This window comes from Algoriphagus iocasae (genome assembly GCF_014206875.1).
GTDB classification, from domain to species: domain Bacteria; phylum Bacteroidota; class Bacteroidia; order Cytophagales; family Cyclobacteriaceae; genus Algoriphagus; species Algoriphagus iocasae.
Window position 1 is genome coordinate 207,867 of the sequence record NZ_JACIJO010000002.1, and the last position, 17,576, is coordinate 225,442.

Genomic DNA, 17,576 nt, shown 5'->3' on the forward strand with positions numbered 1-17,576 from the left:
TGTACCTTATTCAACCTTAACTTTTCCCCAATAAACAGTAAAATCTTCTGCTTCCGTATTTGGATCAGTTTTTTTCATCCAATGTATCTTGTCATCAACCATGACAAATGATTCATAATACATCTCAGGAAAATTCACAGGAAAGACGTTTCCAGAATTATCCATAAATACTGTCTTTCTGGATATTTCTTTGAATAGTTGATCCCGCTGTTCTTTTGTTATTTCTTTAGCTTTATAGAGGCTATATAGACTTTTGCTGGGTTTAGTACTGTAAGTAATTAAAAATCCATTTTTTACCTGAGCTATACCTTGAATCCGAGCAGGGAAGGGCTCATTTTCTGGATCACTCACTTGCCCTAATACATAAGCTCCGTTTTCAACTCCTTCATTTTCTTCAAAATCCGATAATGGAATAGCAAGACTTGATAAAAAAGCAGGATTGCCATCATTCCATTCGTAAGTATATAAAACAAGTTCGTTTTGAAATATTAAATACATACGATTTTCCTCCTCATTAACTACAAATCGAGGCCTGAAATCTTCGAATGGAAATGTCTTACCTGATAGAAACTTGGATCCCTCTGGAAAGGGGACTATCAGACGAACTTCATCAGTCTTTAAGTTGGCCAAAATCAGATTTCTTCTTTTTTGAAGATATTCCGGACTGTATTCCTCTGCATTCTCTAGTAAATCAAGAGAATACAAAACATATTCTTCCCCATTAATTGAAACAATCTGACTGTCTGCAAGTAAGCTAACTGGCCCTCCAAAACTTACCTGATTTTTCACTGGTTTTCCGGCCATTATCAATTCCCCATTTTTTTGAAAAACTCGTTGGCCAGACATATAATCTACAACCACAATATTTCCTTCTTTGGACAAAGTCAAGGGTTTGGTCATAGAACCAAAAGCACCAGGTACATCACCGGATTTACTCCATTCGTATTCTAGTTCTCCATTGCTTTTGTTGACGACAAAAACCTTGGAATTTAAAAAATCCTTGAAAATCACATGCTTTTCATCGGCAGTCTGAAATAGAAACGCTTTTGCCAAAATACCTTTGACAGTTACCGAATCTTCAACTTCGATGGAGACTTCTTTTGGTTGATCAGTTTCTGATATTTCATTGTTGGGGGTTTGGCAAGAATAGACACTAATTAATAAAAAGTAGAATGAAAGCTTTTTCATCATATATAAAATTGGTGGTTCCTTAACAAGATTATCAAAACTAAGGACTTCTGCAACATCTCGAAGAATATAAATTTCTATCTCTCAACAGAAAATGGCTAACTTTGCATTTCTATGAAAAAGAAACCATTTACAGTTGTCTATGAAGACAACCACCTTTTAATCGTCAATAAAGCTGCGGGCATCTTGGTCCAAGGTGATAAGACGGGCGATAAAACCTTGACGGACTACCTCAAAGATTACATTGCCAAGAAATACGATAAGCCAGGAGCAGTTTTCCTTCACCCTATCCACAGACTGGACCGACCGGTTAGCGGTTTGGTGGCATTTGCGAGAACTTCCAAAGGACTTGAGCGCATGATGGAGCTATTCCGCAAGCGCGATATCCATAAAGTATATTGGGCCATTGTCAAAAGAAAGCCTCGTGAAGAACAGGGCAAATTGACTCATTGGCTTACAAAAGACGAGCAGAAAAACTTTGTCACTGCGCATGATCGAGAAGTGCCAGGATCCCAAAAAGCAGAATTGAACTACAAGACATTGGGCTTTATGAATGACCATTGGCTTTTGGAAGTTCGACCGGTTTCCGGTAGACCTCATCAAATCCGTGTTCAGTTGGCATCCATGGGCTGTCCAATTAGAGGAGATATCAAATATGGCTTCGCAAAGCCAAACCCAGACGCAAGCATCAACCTGCATGCTTTCAATCTGGTCTTTGTTCACCCGATCAAAAAAGAAAAGCTTTACTTAAGAGCGGCAGTTCCTGAAGAAGAATTCTGGGAGCAGTTTTTGGAGTTTGAAACTGTCAAAACCAAAGACCAACATCTGGACAATTCCTTCTCTGGATAACAGAATAAATCCACTCAATTTTATAACCTTTAGTTTGAATCATAGATCGCTAAAGGTTATTTTTTTGCTCCTTTTAGTTAATATTGATAGACATTTCTCAAAATCATGAAAAACTTCCTTCTACTTTTAGCAGCAATTGCATTCTTGGCTTCTTGCTCTCCAGAGCCAAAATCCAAGACCATTTATATCGTCCGTCATGCAGAAAAACAGCTGGTGGGAGATGATCCTGAGTTGGCACAATCTGGGGCACTTCGTGCTCAAAAGCTCGCTCAAATTCTATCAGATCAAGATATCAAACATATTTACAGCACTAACTATCAAAGAACAAAACAAACTGCACAACCAACTGCCGATGAATTTGGATTAGAGATCGAGTTGTACGACCCAAGAAATAATGATGAACTGGTTGAGAAATTAAAATCGGTAGATGGAAATGCTCTTGTAGTTGGCCATAGCAACACGGTCGGGCAGATCGCTAACTATTTTGTAGGAGAAGGAGAAAAATTTCAAGACCTGGATGACTCTCAATACAACTTTATTTACATAGTCTCCTTAGATGAAAACGGATCTTCCGTGATTACAAAAACATATAAGGATTATTAAACCAAAACCACTTCGATGCCTTTCTCCTCTAATTTCTGGAGAAATAAATCTGGAATTTTGGCATCCGTAATAATCACATCCACGTCTTCTAGTTCGCAGATTTTTCCAAAACCTTTCTTGCCAAATTTTTTAGAATCTGCCAAGACGATGGTTTTCTGAACATTCTTGATCATTTCGGCATTGAGATGAGCTTCCATCATATTGGAAGTAGTCAATCCATGCTCCAAACTGACTCCATCCACACTTAAAAAGAGTTTGCTGCATGCAAAATTCTTTAACATCTCCTCTGCATAATGTCCCACAGCAGAGCTACTGCTTTTTCTAACGACCCCTCCCAATTGCACCAATTCAATTTCAGGTGAATCAATCAAAGCTAATGTCACATTCATTGCTGCAGTCAATACAGTCAGCGGCTTATTTCTTGGGATTGCCTGAGCAAAAGCCACCACAGTGGTACCAGAACCAATTAAAATCGCTTCGTTATCTTCCAGATATTCCAGCGCTTTTTCCGCGATTTTGTTCTTCTCTTCTACTTGCTCCAGCTTTTTCACATTAACGGATCGATCCGACACATATGGGGAAACGGGAGTTGCACTACCATGCGATCTATACAGCAAGCCCTTATCTTCTAGAAGTTTAAGATCTTTTCTGATCGTCACCATGGTCACTTCCATGCTTTTGGCAAGGTCAGAAACGGAAACAAAACCCGCCCGATTTAGCTCATCCAGTATATATTTATGTCTTTCAGCAATGGTCATAGCTTTCTTTTCTGACCTAAAAATAAGTAAAACAATAGGAAAGCATACTATTTTCAGAAAAATATACTTTCTTTTTATTTCCTTTTCTTTCTTTTTTGTTTACTTTTAAAACGATTTAGATAGAAATGAAAAGAGAAGAAAACATAAACCAACTGAAAAACGCCGAGAAAGTGTGGGACATCGCTGTAATTGGGGGTGGTTCATCTGGCTTAGGCGTAGCTTTAGATGCTATTTCAAGAGGTTTATCTGTGATATTATTGGAGAAGGCGGATTTTGCAAAAGGGACTTCCAGCCGAAGCACCAAACTGGTCCATGGCGGAGTCCGCTATTTAGCGCAAGGTGATGTAATGCTTGTTTTGGAAGCATTGAAAGAAAGAGGAAAGTTGCTTAAAAATGCCCCTCACCTTGCGCATGACCAGCCTTTTATCATCCCTATCTACACCTGGAAAGATCGAATTCAATACATCGTCGGTCTCAAACTTTACGATTGGATGTCTGGACGATTAAGCTTGGGGAAATCCAAATTCATTTCCAAAAAAGAAACTATCAAGAGACTACCAGCAGTCCTACAAAAAGGTTTGATGGGAGGAGTTGTTTATCACGACGGGCAGTTTGATGATGCGCGCCTTGCTTTGGATATTGCTCAAACAGCTGACGAAGCAGGCGCATGCCTTTTGAATTACACCAAAGTCAACAATCTTTTAAAGACTGAATCTGGCAAAATTTCGGGTTTGAACGTTCAGGACTTAATAGGCAAGAAAAAGTATTCAATTCAAGCTAAAATGGTGGTAAATGCCACCGGGGTATTTGCGGATAAAATCCTTCAAATGGATAATCCTGAAGCTCCAAAGATGATTCAACCTAGTCAAGGAATCCATTTGGTGATGGACTTGGACTTTTTAGGTGGCTCTGATGCTTTGATGATCCCAAAAACCCGGGATGGAAGAGTTCTCTTTGCCGTTCCATGGCATGGCAAATTAGTGGTTGGGACGACAGACACTCTTCGGGAAAAACCAAAATTGGAACCTGAAGCTTTGCAAAAGGAAATTGATTTTGTGTTGGAAACTGCGGGCGGCTATCTCTCCAGAAAACCAACCCGAGCAGATGTAAAAGCAGTTTTTGCCGGCTTAAGACCCTTGGCAAGACCACAGGAAGGCAGAACAAAAACCAAAGAGATTTCAAGATCACATAAAGTGATAATTTCCGATAGCGGATTGGTCACCTTGACAGGTGGCAAATGGACGACTTTTAGAAAAATGGGAGAAGATACTTTAGACTATTTCCAGCAAATCACAGGAGAAAAACCTGCTTCCAGCAATTCTTTGGACATGAAAATCCATGGATATACTGAGCAGCTTCCCGCTGGACACTGGCAACTTTATGGATCCGATGCAAAAGCCATCCTAAAACTTGCATCTGAAAACTCAGAATTAGCAGAGAAGCTTCACCCAGATTTCCCAAATATTGCCGCTGAAGTAATTTGGGCAGTAAGAAATGAAATGGCAATGAAAGTTGAGGATGTGCTATCAAGAAGAATTCGTATTTTGATCCTTGATGCTCAGGCGGCGATTGATTCTGCTGAAAAAGTAGCGCAAATCATGGCCAAAGAGCTCAAGAAAGATGAAACCTGGATCTCAAAGGAAATTCAGGACTTCAACAAGGTGGCGGAAAAGTACTTAATCAAAAAATAATCCGCCATGACCTAAGATTATTAACCCCATCCGTTTTGGTTGATTCATCACGGATAATACCCAAAAATAATGACCCAAGAAAAACCTTACCTGATGGCTTTGGATCAGGGCACAACCAGCTCCAGAGCAATCATTTTTGACAAAAAAGGGCAAATTGTTTCGGTTGCCCAAAAGGATTTTAAACAGCACTTCCCTCATTCTGGCTGGGTAGAACATGACCCCAATGAGATTTGGACCAGCCAATCCAATGTGATGATCGAATCATTGGTTAATAATGGAATTAGAGCCAATCAGATTGCTGGAATTGGAATAACCAATCAGAGAGAAACCACCATCGTCTGGGAAAGGAAAAGTGGAAAAGCGATATACAATGCCATTGTCTGGCAAGATCGACGCACGGCTTCTTATTGCAACGAACTGAAAGAAAAGGGGAAAGCAGAATTGGTAGCTTCCAAAACAGGGTTAATTATTGACGCTTACTTTTCCGCTACCAAAATCCGATGGATTCTGGAAAATGTGGAAGGTGCAAGAGCAAAAGCTGAGGCCGGAGATCTCGCATTTGGAACCGTGGATTCCTGGCTTATCTGGAATCTCACTGCTGGAAAAACCCATATTACCGACATCACTAACGCCAGCCGAACCATGCTTTTCAATATCCATACTCAGGAATGGGACAAGGAACTATTAGAACTATTTGATATTCCAGAGTCAATGCTTCCAGATGTGAAATCCTGTAGTGAGGTCTATTGCGAAACAGCGGGAGATGTGTTAAGCACCAAAATCCCGATTGCTGGCATCGCCGGAGATCAGCAAGCAGCGCTTTTCGGCCAACTCTGCACCGAGCCGGGAATGGCAAAAACCACTTATGGCACAGGATGTTTCTTGGTCATGAATACTGGAACTGAAGCAGTAAAATCCGAAAACCAATTGCTTACAACAGTTGCTTGGAAAATTGGCGATGAAATCAATTATGCACTAGAAGGCTCCGTCTTTATTGGTGGAGCAGCTGTTCAGTGGCTACGGGATGGAATCGAATTGTTTGAAAATGCCAAGGATTCTGAAAAGCTGGCTACAAGCCTAGAAGATAACGATGGTGTTTATTTCGTTCCTGCCTTGACAGGTTTGGGAGCTCCACACTGGGACCAAAACGCTAGAGGTGCATTTTTCGGAATTTCCAGAGGAACCACCAGCGCACATTTGACAAGGGCAGCATTGGAAGCCATCGCTTATCAAGTTTATGATGTTTTGAAAGCCATGGAGAAAGATTCGGGTAAACCTACCCAAGAACTTCGGGTGGATGGCGGAGCAACAGCAAACAATTTCATGATGCAGTTTCAGGCGGATTTACTGGACTGCGAAATCAAAAGACCAGAAATCATAGAAACCACTGCAATCGGGGCGGCATTTTTGGCTGGTCTTGCAGTAGGATTCTGGAAAGATAGAGAGGAAATTCAATCCCTTTGGACGGCAGATAAAAGCTTTACTCCGAAAATGGAGGCATCCAAACGAGAAAAATTATTACATTTTTGGCACAAAGCTGTAGAGCGTTCTAAAAACTGGATAGAATCATGAATCCATATGTAGCAGAAATTATAGGAACTGGCCTCCTCCTTTTACTTGGATCGGGTGTTGTAGCAAATATGCTTTTGTCCAAAACCAAAGGCCAAGGTGGCGGAATTATGGAGATCAGTACGGCTTGGGCTTTGGCAGTTTTTGTCGGAGTAGTTGTTGCCGGACCATACAGCGGTGCACATTTAAACCCGGCTGTAACGATTGGATTGGCATTGGTAGGAAAATTTGATTGGGCGATGGCTCCTGGGTACATCGGAGCACAAATATTAGGAGCAATGATCGGCGTGGGACTTGCCTGGTTTCATTACAAAGACCATTATGATGCCACGGAAGATGCAGGACTTAAGGCTGCTCCTTTTGGCACCTCTCCTGCTATCAGAAATCTTCCTTTAAACTTCTTTTCGGAGGTGGCAGGAACATTTGTTCTGATTCTAGTGATCCTCTATAATGCAGGAGTTAAGATTGAAGATGCAAATCAAACCCCAATTGGAATGGGCTCATTGGGAGCAATTCCAGTGGCTTTTTTGGTTTGGGTAATTGGTCTGGCTTTGGGGGGAACAACCGGATATGCCATCAATCCTGCACGTGACTTTGGCCCAAGACTAATGCATTCCATCTTACCAATCAAGGGAAAAGGAAGTTCGGACTGGGGATATGCCTGGGTACCAATTTTAGGACCTATCGCAGGGGCCGCTGTAGCAGCAGGATTGTATTTGATTGCAGGAGCTTAACAAGCTGGAAAACTGGATCGACGGAAAAATTATTCTAGGAAATTATAAAAACGAAAGGCCTGAATCTTATTTGATTTCAGGCCTTTTGTTTAGTCCGATATTTAAATCATTTCAAAATCTCTCTCGCAATTACCATTTTCTGGATCTCTGAAGTCCCCTCCCCAATCGTACAAAGCTTAGAGTCTCGATAGTATTTTTCAACAGGATAATCCTTTGTAAAACCGTAACCACCGAAAATCTGAACTGCATCATTTGAAACAGAAACACATATTTCAGAGGCATAATATTTAGCTTTTGCAGACGCCAAGGTCACTTTTTCTCCACGGTTTTTAAGGTCTGCCGCTTTCATAATCAAAAGTTTCGCAGCCTCCACTTGGGTAGCCATATCGGCTAATTTGAAAGAAATCCCCTGGTATTTACTAATAGCCTTACCAAACTGCTCTCGTTCTTTTGAATATTGAATAGAAGCTTCCAAAGCTCCCTTGGCAATACCTAAGGAAAGTGCAGCTATAGAAATTCTTCCCCCATCCAAAATTTTCATTGATTGGATAAAACCTTCTCCGACATTCCCCAAAATTTGGGATTCATGCACACGGCAATCGGTAAATATCATTTCTGCGGTTTCCGAAGCCCGCATTCCCAGCTTGTCTTCCTTTCTCCCACCTTTAAATCCGGGAGTTCCTCTTTCCACTATAAATGCGGTCATTCCATGACTGTCACCAACTTCACCTGTTCGGGCAATTACTACCGCCACATCTCCAGAAACACCATGTGTAATGAAATTTTTTGCACCATTAATGACCCAGTGATCTCCATCTTTCACCGCAACTGTGCGCATATTTCCGGCATCTGAACCTGTATTTGGCTCCGTGAGACCCCAAGCTCCCAACCATTCGCAGGTCGCCAACTTTGGAAGGTATTTTTGTTTTTGCTCATCATTTCCAAACATCATAATATGCTCGGTACAAAGAGAATTATGAGCTGCCATTGACAGTCCAATCGAAGGATCCAATTTAGAAAGCTCCACGATCGCGGTGACATATTCAAAATATCCAAAGCCTGAGCCTCCATATTCTGTGGGAACCAAAACGCCCATCAGACCAAGTTCTCCAAGTTTCTTAAAAAGTTCTTTCGGGAAAAACTGGGAATCATCCCACTCTTTTCTGAAAGGGGTGATTTCTTTGGCTCCGAAATCACGGATCATATCTGCTATCATCCGCTGATTTTCATTTTCATTAAAGTTCATAGAGAAGTTATATGGGTTTATATATTCATTTAACCCTAAGATTCAGAATAAGTTTGGTTTCCACAAATCATCCCTAACCATAGAAAATTTTATGATATTTATACTTTCCACCTAAATGTCTTTGTCAGAAATAGTTTATCCTACTATTTTTCGAAAGAAGAGCTTAAAATCAATTTTAAATTTCCTTTTTCAGCTGAAGATTTTTTGATTTATTCAACTTCAAATCAACTATTTATGCGAATTATTCGAGTATTTTCTCTATTCTTTCTAGTTCTTACTTTTTCGACCAATTCATTTTCCCAATCAATTTTTGAAGTTTTAGATAGTCTGAAAGTAGAATTACAACAAAGCAAAACCCCTACTGAAGAAGCTGCCATTCTATCCGAATTGACTTGGTTTTATGTTCAAGTCTCATTGGACACAGCTGTAATGTATGGGAAAAAAGCAATTGAAGTTGCCAATGATTTAAATGATCCGGTACTTCTTAGCCAAGCTTACAGCGACCTTGCCTATGCCTGGATGGAAAAAGGTGAGTTGGTAAACGCAAGAGAAAACTATCAAAGTGCGCTGGATATTCGCTATGAAATCGGAGACTCCTCCAAAATTTATGGAACAATCACCAATTTAGGTTCTGTCTACCAACGGGATTTTCAGTCGGATTCTGCAATGGCTAATTATTTGAAAGCTTTGGCATTTTTCGAAAGATCAGGAAATGAGCGCAATGCAGATTTTATCAGAAATAATATCGGTGTCATATACCTTGAACTTAAAAATTACCGAAAAGCACTTGAAATTCTGGAGCAAGTAGCCAAATACCGAGAAGCAAATGAGGATTATTATAACCTCGCAACCACATTGAATAATTTGGGAAGCATACACAAGCATCAGGGAGATGATAAAAAATCTGAGGAAACCTATCTGAAGGCTCTGGAAATCTATAAAGATATTGGTGATGCTTATTACACCTCAACGACCTATAATAATCTGGCCACTTTATACAATTCCCAAAAACGAAGTAAACTGGCGATAGAATTTGCGGAGGAGGGCCTCAAATTAGCTGAACAAGCAGGTGCAACCTATGATTATGTCTTGTTATTATCAAATCTGGCTCAATCTTACAGCGATCTGAAAGAGTTTCCCAAATCGAAACAGTATTATCTAGAATCTGTGGCAGGTTTCAAAGCTCAAAATGCTGAAGAAGACTTGATGACAATGTATTTGCTCATGTCTCCGGTTTATGCTGCCTTAAACATGCCAGATAGCTCTGCACATTATACACAAGAATACATTGCACTGCAGCGAAAGCTCAGCGAACAAGAAATTTTAGAGCTTACTTCCGACTTGGAAACAAAATATCAGTCCGAGAAGAAAGACAAGGAAATTGCTGAAAACCAATTGGCTTTACGAACCAAAAATATCCAATTGTTTGGATCCCTAGGATTGGCGGTTATCCTGGCAATTGTCGGGTATCTTTTGTACAATCAGCAAAAGCTGAAAAACAGACAATTACAACAAGAAGTGGAATTAAAAGCGGCTTTGGCACAAATAGAAACTCAGAACAAACTTCAGGAACAGCGGGTTTTGATTTCCCGTGATCTTCATGATAATATTGGCGCCCAACTCACTTTTATCATTTCAGCAATTGAAAATCTGAAATATTTTGATCCAATCAAGGAAACCCTGAGTCATCGATATGAATCCATAGCTGACTTTGCCAAACAGACCATCACAGAACTACGTGACACGATCTGGGCGATGAATGCCGGGCAAATCACTTGGGAGCAACTAGCCTCAAGAATTTCCAATTACCTTCAAAACGCAGAAAAAGCTTCCTCCATAAAATTTGATTTCCAAGTATCTGAAAACCTTACTTCGGAACACCAACTTGCATCTGCTGATGGGATTCAAGTTTATAGAATTCTTCAGGAAGGAATCCAAAACGCTGTAAAATATGCGGATCCTAATACTATCTCGGTAAAAGTCTATGAGCAAGAGTTATCTCTCCACTTGGAAATAAATGACGATGGAAAAGGTTTTGATGAATCTAAAATTCTTCCGGGCAATGGGCTTTTTAATATGAGAAAAAGAGCGGAAGAGCTCGGAGGAACTATTTCCATCATTTCTGAAAAAGGAAAAGGAACTCAGATCCATCTTATTTGGCCAACTAATTCCTAACCTTTCTCCACATATACTCTAAATGCCGTATGGTTTTAGGATATATCTTCTTCTAGTTTTGAACATGTCTAAGTTTCATTTTTTTGAAAGAGCACATGTTCGTATCGATTTTGGAAAAAGGAGGAATAGGATTGCTGGTTTTCATCGTCCTGATAGCAATAGCATTTCTTCATTATTTACTTTTTAGAGAATACGTTTCCCAGGAAAAAATCCAGGAAAAAAGGATCAAAGACATGGAAAAGTTGGTGAAAATAGAAATTAACCGCTCCAGATCCTTAAACAATCAGGTTGACAATCTGTCTCAAATCAAAGAGAAAACACAAGATCAACTAGACCTGATCAAACTCCAGGTTGATGCTATCGATAAAGGCTCTAAAAAATAGTCTCATTGTTACAATTACAATCTAATCAGAAAATTGAATTGGATTGTCTGAAGCTGGATTTATAGATTTTAACGAATAACTTAGCTAATATTGAATTTCAGCACCCTATTATTCTGATAAATATATTTCTATTATGAAAAGACTTTTCACTCTTATAATTACAGCAATTTTAATTTCAGTTTCTGCCAATGCCCAAGAAATAGCTGGGCAATGGAATGGGATTTTGAAAGTTCAAAGCACCCAACTGAGATTGGTTTTTCATATCGAAAAAACTGAAACCGGTTATACCTCCAAAATGGATAGTCCAGACCAAGGTGCATTTGGCATCCCTGTTACGGCGACAAGTTTTGAAAATGGTACTTTGAAAATATCGATCACCAATGCAAGAATCGAATACAAAGGTACGCTTGAGGATGAAGGAAAAATCATTGGAGTTTTCACACAAGCGGGGCAACCTTTTCCCATGAATCTGACCAAAGGTGAAGTAGAAAAAGAAGTAGCTAACCGACCTCAAGAGCCGAAACCTCCTTTTCCATATTTGTCAGAAGAAGTGAAATTCGAGAACCCTAAGGCAGGAATAACCTTGGCAGGAACCCTGACCATGCCAAAAGATGGAAGCAATTTCCCTGCGGTAATTTTAATCAGTGGCAGTGGAGCACAAAACCGGGATGAAGAATTAATGGGACATAAACCGTTTTTGGTTTTATCGGATTTTCTCACGAGAAATGGAATCGCCGTTTTGCGGTATGACGATCGAGGTACTGGAGAGTCCACCGGTAAATTTAGCACTGGAACAAGCTCAGATTTTGCCGATGACGCAGAAGCAGCTTTTGATTATTTAAGAACGAGAAAAGAGATCAATTCGGAAAAAATCGGATTTGCTGGACATAGTGAAGGAGGAATCATAGCTCCAATGGTGGCCGCAAGAAATGCAGATGTTGGATTTATCATCCTCATGGCAGGAACAGGAATCCCAGGTGACCAATTACTTCTGCTTCAGCAGAAACTTTTGGGAGAAGCAGCTGGCATGAATGAAAACCAGCTTGCTGCAAATGACAATATCAGCAGAAAGGCGTTTGAAATCATTAAAACTTCTGCAAATCCAGAAAGAGATTTATCCGATTTTATGATTGAGACGTTCCGAAGTCTTCCTAAAAATCAGATCCCAAATGGAATGACTGAAGCAGATTTTGTGAATGCTCAAGTGAATCAAATGACCAGTCCTTGGATGAAGTATTTTATCCAATACAACCCAGCTCCTACTTTGCAAAAAGTGAGCTGCCCTGTCTTAGCAATAAATGGTTCAAAAGATTTACAGGTTGCTCCAAAGGAAAATTTAGAAGCTATCAAAAACGCACTGGATGAAGGTGGAAATTCGGATGTTAAAATCGTAGAAATTCCAGGTCTAAATCATTTATTCCAAGAAAGTAAAACCGGAGCTCCAAGTGAATATCAAAGCATTGAGCAGACGTTTTCACCTATGGCAATGGAAGAAATCCTAAATTGGATCAAAACTCAGGTAAACTAGAGGGGATTATTTCATCCCCTCAAATTTTGATTTTACATCTTTAAACTTCGATTTTAACTCTTCGAAACGCTCGTAGGCATCTTGCCCTGGTTTCTGATCAGCCTGACCTAGCATTGATCCTAAATATCTTACCTGATCCTGAAGCATTGGCTGCATGTATGTACCGTCTTCTGTGACCAGTTCATGGTAAAGAACATCCAGCTGATCCTTTTTGACTTTTGCACTTCGAACTGGATTTTCTTTGTCCAATACAAGTTCTAATGCTTCTCTTTCTTTTTCGATTTCAACAATCAATTTCTCCACTTCATCTCGGAAAGACTGAATCTGTAGGGACAATGCTTCTTGCTCAGCCACATCTGCATCCGTCACCATGGTAACTCTTGGGTCAAGCACAACTTCAAATTCTCCTTCTACCATTTCATCACCAGCAATCAATCTTGCTTTATAAGTACCAGTTGCCACCATTGGTCCATTTCCTGTGTAAGCTTTTTTAGGATCCTTATCCCATCCCCCTTGGTGCCTCATGTTCCAGTTAAAATGGTTCATCCCTGCCTTGTTTGGTAAACCTTTGGAAGCTGGAGCTTCAGAAAACTCAGTAGACATATTTCTAGTCGTATCAACCTCAGGTTCCTTTGGCCCATCGGCCAAATAGGCGTGAACCACTTCTCCTTTTTCATTTAGAATCTCTAAACGTAGATTTTCCTTCTTTTCTGCCAAATAGTAATCCAGATTCGCGGCAGCTCGTGGATATTCAGGGCCATTAGTTTCTCCTCTTGCAGAAAGGAAATTTCTTATTGCTGGCTTGGTTTCAAACAATACTACTCCTCTATTTCCGATGGAAGTGATTCCTCTTAAACTGATCAGGTTATCCAAAATCCAGAATCCACGTCCCATCGTTGACATCACCAAATCATCTTGGTGAATCTTGATATCTGTAATCGGCGTTACAGGAAGGTTGCTTTTAAAAGGCGTCCAGGTTTCTCCATCGTTCATCGAAATAAATAAACCAAACTGAGTTCCGGCATAAAGAACTCCTTCTTTCTCAGGATCCTCTCTTGTTACCAAAGTTGGGTAATCAGCCGGGATTCCGTTTGACCCGGTGCTCAATAACTTCCAGGATTTTCCATAATCTTCAGTCTTGTAGATATATGGCTTGTCATCACCCATTAGGTATCTCAAAACAGTAACATAAGCTTTAGCAGGATTGTGAGGAGAAGGTTCCACAGCATCCACTCTTCCACCCTTCGGCATGTCTGGTGTCACATTTTCCCAGGTTTTTCCTCCATCTTTTGTGACATGAACAGGTCCATCATTGGCGCCTACCCAAATCAAACCTTCTTGGATGGGAGATTCACGAATGGCGTAGATCGTACTGTAATATTCCTCTCCTGTCACATCTCTGGTAATTGGAGAGCCAGGCACCACTTGTTTGTCTGGTTCAAAAGCTGTCAAATCCGGAGAAATAATTTCCCAGGTTTTGCCATCGTCTGTTGTCTTGTGCACATACTGAGAAGTATGATAAACCACGTCAGGATTGTGTGGCGAAACATGAATTGGTGCAACTCGCTGGAATCTGAATTTCAAATCTTTAGGATTGTGTCCATAGATATTTGCTGCTCCCACATAATATTGCATCTCCTGACCGGACGTTTTATCATAAACTCCAAATCGCCCTTTACAATTAGAATAGACAATATTAGGATTTCCAGGCTTTGGCACGGCCGGCCCAGTTTCACAACCTCCTACATTGATGAAAAATGCATTGGCACCAGCTTGGGCACTGAATGGAGGCATACTTGGAACTGCTATCGCGCTGTAATTATCCTGCTGACCAGCATACAACCAGTACGGATATTGATCATCCACTTCCACCGTGTAGAGTTCAGCTGTCGGTTGATTAAATTGGGAGGACCAGCTTTTTCCTGAATTCTGGGTAATGTTTGCTCCACCGTCATTTGCCTGAATCCAAATTGTAGTGTCATTTGGGTTAATCCATATATCATGATTATCACCATGAGGAGTAGAAATGGATTTCCAGGATTTACCTCCATCAAAAGACCTTAGAAACCTTAAGGAATTGTTATATACCGTGTTGGCATCTTTCGGATTTGCGTAAATGTTGGTGTAATAAAACGGTCTATTCGTCAAGTTGGCATTATCGGAAACAAACTCCCAGTTTTCTCCTCGGTCTGCAGATCTATACAATCCTCCCTGATCGTCAGATGCTTCAATATTGGCATACACGACATTTGGATCTGCCGGAGAAACTGCAAAATCAATTTTCCCTGTAAGGCCAGTTGGAAGTCCTTTACTTAATTTATTCCAGGTTTTTCCTCCGTCAGTAGATTTATAAACGCCTCCTTCCGAAGATCCAGAAGTAATGGTCCAAGGTTTTCTTTCTCCCCTCCAAGCTCCTGCATAAATAGTATTTGGATCATCTGGAGCAAGTTCAAGATCGGAAACACCAACGCTGTCAGAATGGTAAAAAACCTTTTCCCAACTCTTTCCACCATCGATCGTTTTGAAAACTCCTCTTTCTTCATTTTTCTGAAAAGCCTGACCAATGGCCGCCACATATACGATATCCGGATTATCTGGATGGATCTCGACAGAACCAATTTGCCCACTTTCCTTGAGGCCCACAAAAGCCCAGGTTTTTCCCTCATCTGTGGTTTTGTAAACACCCTTTCCTGTGATCACATTGGACCGTAAGCCATCAGAGCCAGTTCCTACATAGATAATTTCAGGCTTTTTCTGGTAAACAGAAATTGCTCCGATGGAAGGTGTTGGAAAATAGCCATCAGAAATATTTTCCCAGGTAATCCCGTAATCTTCTGTTTTCCAAACCCCTCCTCCTGTGGCTCCCATATAAAAAAGTGAAGGCTTTGAAGCAACCCCAGCGACGGCAGTCACCCTTCCTCCTCTAAGTGGGCCGACATTTCGGAACTTATAGGAATTTAAAAGAGGGGTTAAGTCCTGGCAAAAGGCAACAATGCTCAATGGAATAAGAAAGGCGGTGGTCAGTAGCTTTTTTAGCATAGAGTTTTTCGGTTGATCGCAGAATATAATCGGATTTTGATTGAAAAAACAAAGCAATTATAGGAATGGAAAAAATGTGATGCTATGATGACTTTAGAAGCAATGGTGTTAAGCTATTCTTGAATCTATATTCCATTTTGGAAAAAAATAATTCTAAATTTTTTCACCTTTTGATAGGGGTAAGTGCTAGATGAGTTGTCCTATTTATAATAACCATTCAAAACCTTAACTTGCAGGATCAGCAAAATGCCTCCATGCAAACAAGCGATCAAATGATTTTTCAGTCGATCAAGTCAGGTGATGAAAATGCACTGGAGATGTTATTTAAAGAATATTATCAGCCCCTCTGTCGCTACGCAAATTCCTATTTGGGAGATCCCGATGACGCAGAAGAAGTGGTGCAAAACTGCTTTATCAAGCTTTGGGAAAAAAGAGAATCCATTCTCATCCAAAGTTCAGTCAAATCCTATCTCTATCAGATCATCCGAAATGCCTGTCTCAACGAAATCAAGCATCAAAAAGTGAAAAGAAATTATGGAGAAATGATTTCTCAGGAAGGAGAGCAGTTGGGAGAAGCTTCAGATCAATCCACTCTCAAAAGCGAATTGGAGGAGAAGATTGCAATTGCACTTCAGACTTTGCCACAGCAATGTAGATTGATTTTCACCATGAGCAGATTCGAAGAATTGAAATACAAGGAGATCGCCGACCAATTAAACCTATCTATCAAAACGGTAGAAAATCAAATGGGTAAAGCCCTGAAATTGATGCGCACGCAATTACAGGAATATTTACCGTTGATTATTTTGATTTTAAACATCAGTCTGGAAGGATGAACGAGCAAGAAGAATTCTATATCGACAGTCTGATCGCCAAATACATCGTTGGCGAAATAAGCTCTCAAGAAGAAAAGCAGCTGATGGATTGGTGCGCACTTTCTGATCAAAATCAAAAAGTCTTGGATGATGAATTGCTGATTTTCCAAAAGGCGAATCTTGGCTCAGATCAATCTTTTGATGCAGAACTCGCCTGGAAAAAGATCCAGCCTAAAATTCAAAAGACTAAAAAAGGAAAAGTCATTGCATTTCCAGTTTGGAAAGTGGCCGCCGGATTTATCCTGATTTGCGCCATGGCCTTCCTGATTTATCAGCAACTCAACCAACCTGAAAAGTTTGAATTTCTGAGTGAAAATCAAGTTGAAACCCAAATTCTTCCCGATCAAACAAGCATTTCTCTAAACAGAGGTTCTGAGGTAAATGTGGAGTACAATGAAAAGAAAAAGACAGGGCTCATTAAACTGAGTGGAGAATCTTTGATATCAATTCCCGAAGACAAAAAAGTAAACTGGCAAGTTCAGGTAGACCAGCTTTTGATAGAAGATATCGGGACGGTTTTTAATGTGAATGCGTATCCAGAAAACCCGATTGTCGAGGTGACTGTCATCGAAGGTGAAGTCAGGATGTATTTGAATTCACAGGAGGGCATAAACATAAATCTATTGGCAGGAGAAAAGGGTACTTTCGATAAATCTACCGGAGTATTTTCCAAAGCCGAGGCAGAATCAAATGTTGCTGCCTACAGTTCAAGATCTTTCTCTTATTTCAATGATGATTTAGCTTCGATTATTGACCAACTTTCTGAAGTTTATCAAAGGCCTATAAGACTCGAAGGAGCAATTGGAAATTGCCGATTGACGGTAGATTTTGAAAATGAGGAATTGGATACGATTTTGGGCATCATTGCCGAAACCTTAAATTTGGAAATCAAAACATCAGGAAACGAAATCGTACTTTCCGGAGAGTCCTGCAATTAA

14 protein-coding genes are annotated in these 17,576 nt (G+C 40.3%); 10 read left to right on the forward strand and 4 right to left on the reverse strand.

Annotated elements, in window-relative coordinates:
- Positions 1 to 6: 6 nt before the first annotated feature.
- Entirely contained in the window at positions 7 to 1,188 is a 1,182-nt protein-coding gene (locus FHS59_RS08345; protein WP_184494690.1) for an NHL repeat-containing protein, read from the reverse strand.
- A gap of 114 nt (positions 1,189 to 1,302) precedes the next feature.
- Here FHS59_RS08345 and FHS59_RS08350 point away from each other — a divergent pair, with 114 nt between their 5' ends.
- Positions 1,303 to 2,037 carry an RluA family pseudouridine synthase gene (locus FHS59_RS08350; RefSeq protein ID WP_184494691.1) on the forward strand — a complete coding sequence of 245 codons (735 nt, stop codon included), beginning with the start codon at positions 1,303 to 1,305 and terminating at the stop codon, positions 2,035 to 2,037.
- A 105-nt stretch (positions 2,038 to 2,142) separates the two neighbouring features.
- Positions 2,143 to 2,640 (forward strand): SixA phosphatase family protein, encoded by a 498-nt coding sequence (locus FHS59_RS08355; protein WP_184494692.1) that lies wholly within the window; start codon positions 2,143 to 2,145, stop codon positions 2,638 to 2,640.
- Here FHS59_RS08355 and FHS59_RS08360 read toward each other — a convergent pair.
- Positions 2,637 to 3,398, reverse strand: a complete 762-nt coding sequence (locus FHS59_RS08360; protein ID WP_184494693.1) for a DeoR/GlpR family DNA-binding transcription regulator — start codon at positions 3,396 to 3,398, stop codon at positions 2,637 to 2,639. The genes FHS59_RS08355 and FHS59_RS08360 overlap by 4 nt on opposite strands.
- Positions 3,399 to 3,523: 125 nt before the next feature.
- Here FHS59_RS08360 and FHS59_RS08365 point away from each other — a divergent pair, with 125 nt between their 5' ends.
- The 3 genes from FHS59_RS08365 (at position 3,524) to FHS59_RS08375 (ending at position 7,392) form a co-directional block, all read left to right on the forward strand.
- Complete coding sequence (locus tag FHS59_RS08365; protein ID WP_184494694.1) at positions 3,524 to 5,089, forward strand: glycerol-3-phosphate dehydrogenase/oxidase; 1,566 nt, start codon at positions 3,524 to 3,526, stop codon at positions 5,087 to 5,089.
- 69 nt (positions 5,090 to 5,158) lie between these two features.
- Positions 5,159 to 6,661 (forward strand): glycerol kinase GlpK, encoded by a 1,503-nt coding sequence (glpK, locus tag FHS59_RS08370; protein WP_184494695.1) that lies wholly within the window; start codon positions 5,159 to 5,161, stop codon positions 6,659 to 6,661.
- Entirely contained in the window at positions 6,658 to 7,392 is a 735-nt protein-coding gene (locus FHS59_RS08375; protein ID WP_184494696.1) for an MIP/aquaporin family protein, read from the forward strand. Before glpK ends, FHS59_RS08375 begins: the two co-directional genes overlap by 4 nt.
- 106 nt (positions 7,393 to 7,498) lie before the next feature.
- Here the strand turns inward: FHS59_RS08375 and FHS59_RS08380 are convergent, their stop codons facing one another.
- Positions 7,499 to 8,638, reverse strand: coding sequence for an acyl-CoA dehydrogenase family protein (locus FHS59_RS08380; protein WP_184494697.1), 1,140 nt, complete (start codon positions 8,636 to 8,638; stop codon positions 7,499 to 7,501).
- Positions 8,639 to 8,872: 234 nt separating this feature from the next.
- Between FHS59_RS08380 and FHS59_RS08385 the strand changes: the two genes are divergently transcribed.
- From FHS59_RS08385 to FHS59_RS08395, 3 genes are all read left to right on the forward strand, one after another.
- Complete coding sequence (locus FHS59_RS08385; protein ID WP_184494698.1) at positions 8,873 to 10,813, forward strand: tetratricopeptide repeat-containing sensor histidine kinase; 1,941 nt, start codon at positions 8,873 to 8,875, stop codon at positions 10,811 to 10,813.
- An 83-nt stretch (positions 10,814 to 10,896) separates the two neighbouring features.
- Positions 10,897 to 11,196, forward strand: coding sequence for a hypothetical protein (locus FHS59_RS08390; RefSeq protein ID WP_184494699.1), 300 nt, complete (start codon positions 10,897 to 10,899; stop codon positions 11,194 to 11,196).
- 133 nt (positions 11,197 to 11,329) lie between these two features.
- Entirely contained in the window at positions 11,330 to 12,724 is a 1,395-nt protein-coding gene (locus FHS59_RS08395) for an alpha/beta hydrolase family protein (protein WP_184494700.1), read from the forward strand.
- A 6-nt stretch (positions 12,725 to 12,730) separates the two neighbouring features.
- Here the strand turns inward: FHS59_RS08395 and FHS59_RS08400 are convergent, their stop codons facing one another.
- Positions 12,731 to 15,763 (reverse strand): WD40/YVTN/BNR-like repeat-containing protein, encoded by a 3,033-nt coding sequence (locus tag FHS59_RS08400; RefSeq protein WP_184494701.1) that lies wholly within the window; start codon positions 15,761 to 15,763, stop codon positions 12,731 to 12,733.
- Positions 15,764 to 16,017: 254 nt separating this feature from the next.
- Here FHS59_RS08400 and FHS59_RS08405 point away from each other — a divergent pair, with 254 nt between their 5' ends.
- Complete coding sequence (locus FHS59_RS08405) at positions 16,018 to 16,599, forward strand: RNA polymerase sigma-70 factor (protein WP_184494702.1); 582 nt, start codon at positions 16,018 to 16,020, stop codon at positions 16,597 to 16,599.
- Positions 16,596 to 17,576 (forward strand): FecR family protein, encoded by a 981-nt coding sequence (locus FHS59_RS08410; protein ID WP_184494703.1) that lies wholly within the window; start codon positions 16,596 to 16,598, stop codon positions 17,574 to 17,576. The genes FHS59_RS08405 and FHS59_RS08410 overlap by 4 nt, the downstream gene beginning before the upstream one ends.

Coding starts and splice junctions, on each gene's coding strand:
- FHS59_RS08345 (WP_184494690.1), bottom strand. CDS start 1,188: ATGAAAAAGCTTTCATTCTACTTTTTATTAATTAGTGTCTATTCTTGC.
- FHS59_RS08350 (WP_184494691.1), top strand. CDS start 1,303: ATGAAAAAGAAACCATTTACAGTTGTCTATGAAGACAACCACCTTTTA.
- FHS59_RS08355 (WP_184494692.1), top strand. CDS start 2,143: ATGAAAAACTTCCTTCTACTTTTAGCAGCAATTGCATTCTTGGCTTCT.
- FHS59_RS08360 (WP_184494693.1), bottom strand. CDS start 3,398: ATGACCATTGCTGAAAGACATAAATATATACTGGATGAGCTAAATCGG.
- FHS59_RS08365 (WP_184494694.1), top strand. CDS start 3,524: ATGAAAAGAGAAGAAAACATAAACCAACTGAAAAACGCCGAGAAAGTG.
- glpK (WP_184494695.1), top strand. CDS start 5,159: ATGACCCAAGAAAAACCTTACCTGATGGCTTTGGATCAGGGCACAACC.
- FHS59_RS08375 (WP_184494696.1), top strand. CDS start 6,658: ATGAATCCATATGTAGCAGAAATTATAGGAACTGGCCTCCTCCTTTTA.
- FHS59_RS08380 (WP_184494697.1), bottom strand. CDS start 8,638: ATGAACTTTAATGAAAATGAAAATCAGCGGATGATAGCAGATATGATC.
- FHS59_RS08385 (WP_184494698.1), top strand. CDS start 8,873: ATGCGAATTATTCGAGTATTTTCTCTATTCTTTCTAGTTCTTACTTTT.
- FHS59_RS08395 (WP_184494700.1), top strand. CDS start 11,330: ATGAAAAGACTTTTCACTCTTATAATTACAGCAATTTTAATTTCAGTT.
- FHS59_RS08400 (WP_184494701.1), bottom strand. CDS start 15,763: ATGCTAAAAAAGCTACTGACCACCGCCTTTCTTATTCCATTGAGCATT.
- FHS59_RS08405 (WP_184494702.1), top strand. CDS start 16,018: ATGCAAACAAGCGATCAAATGATTTTTCAGTCGATCAAGTCAGGTGAT.
- FHS59_RS08410 (WP_184494703.1), top strand. CDS start 16,596: ATGAACGAGCAAGAAGAATTCTATATCGACAGTCTGATCGCCAAATAC.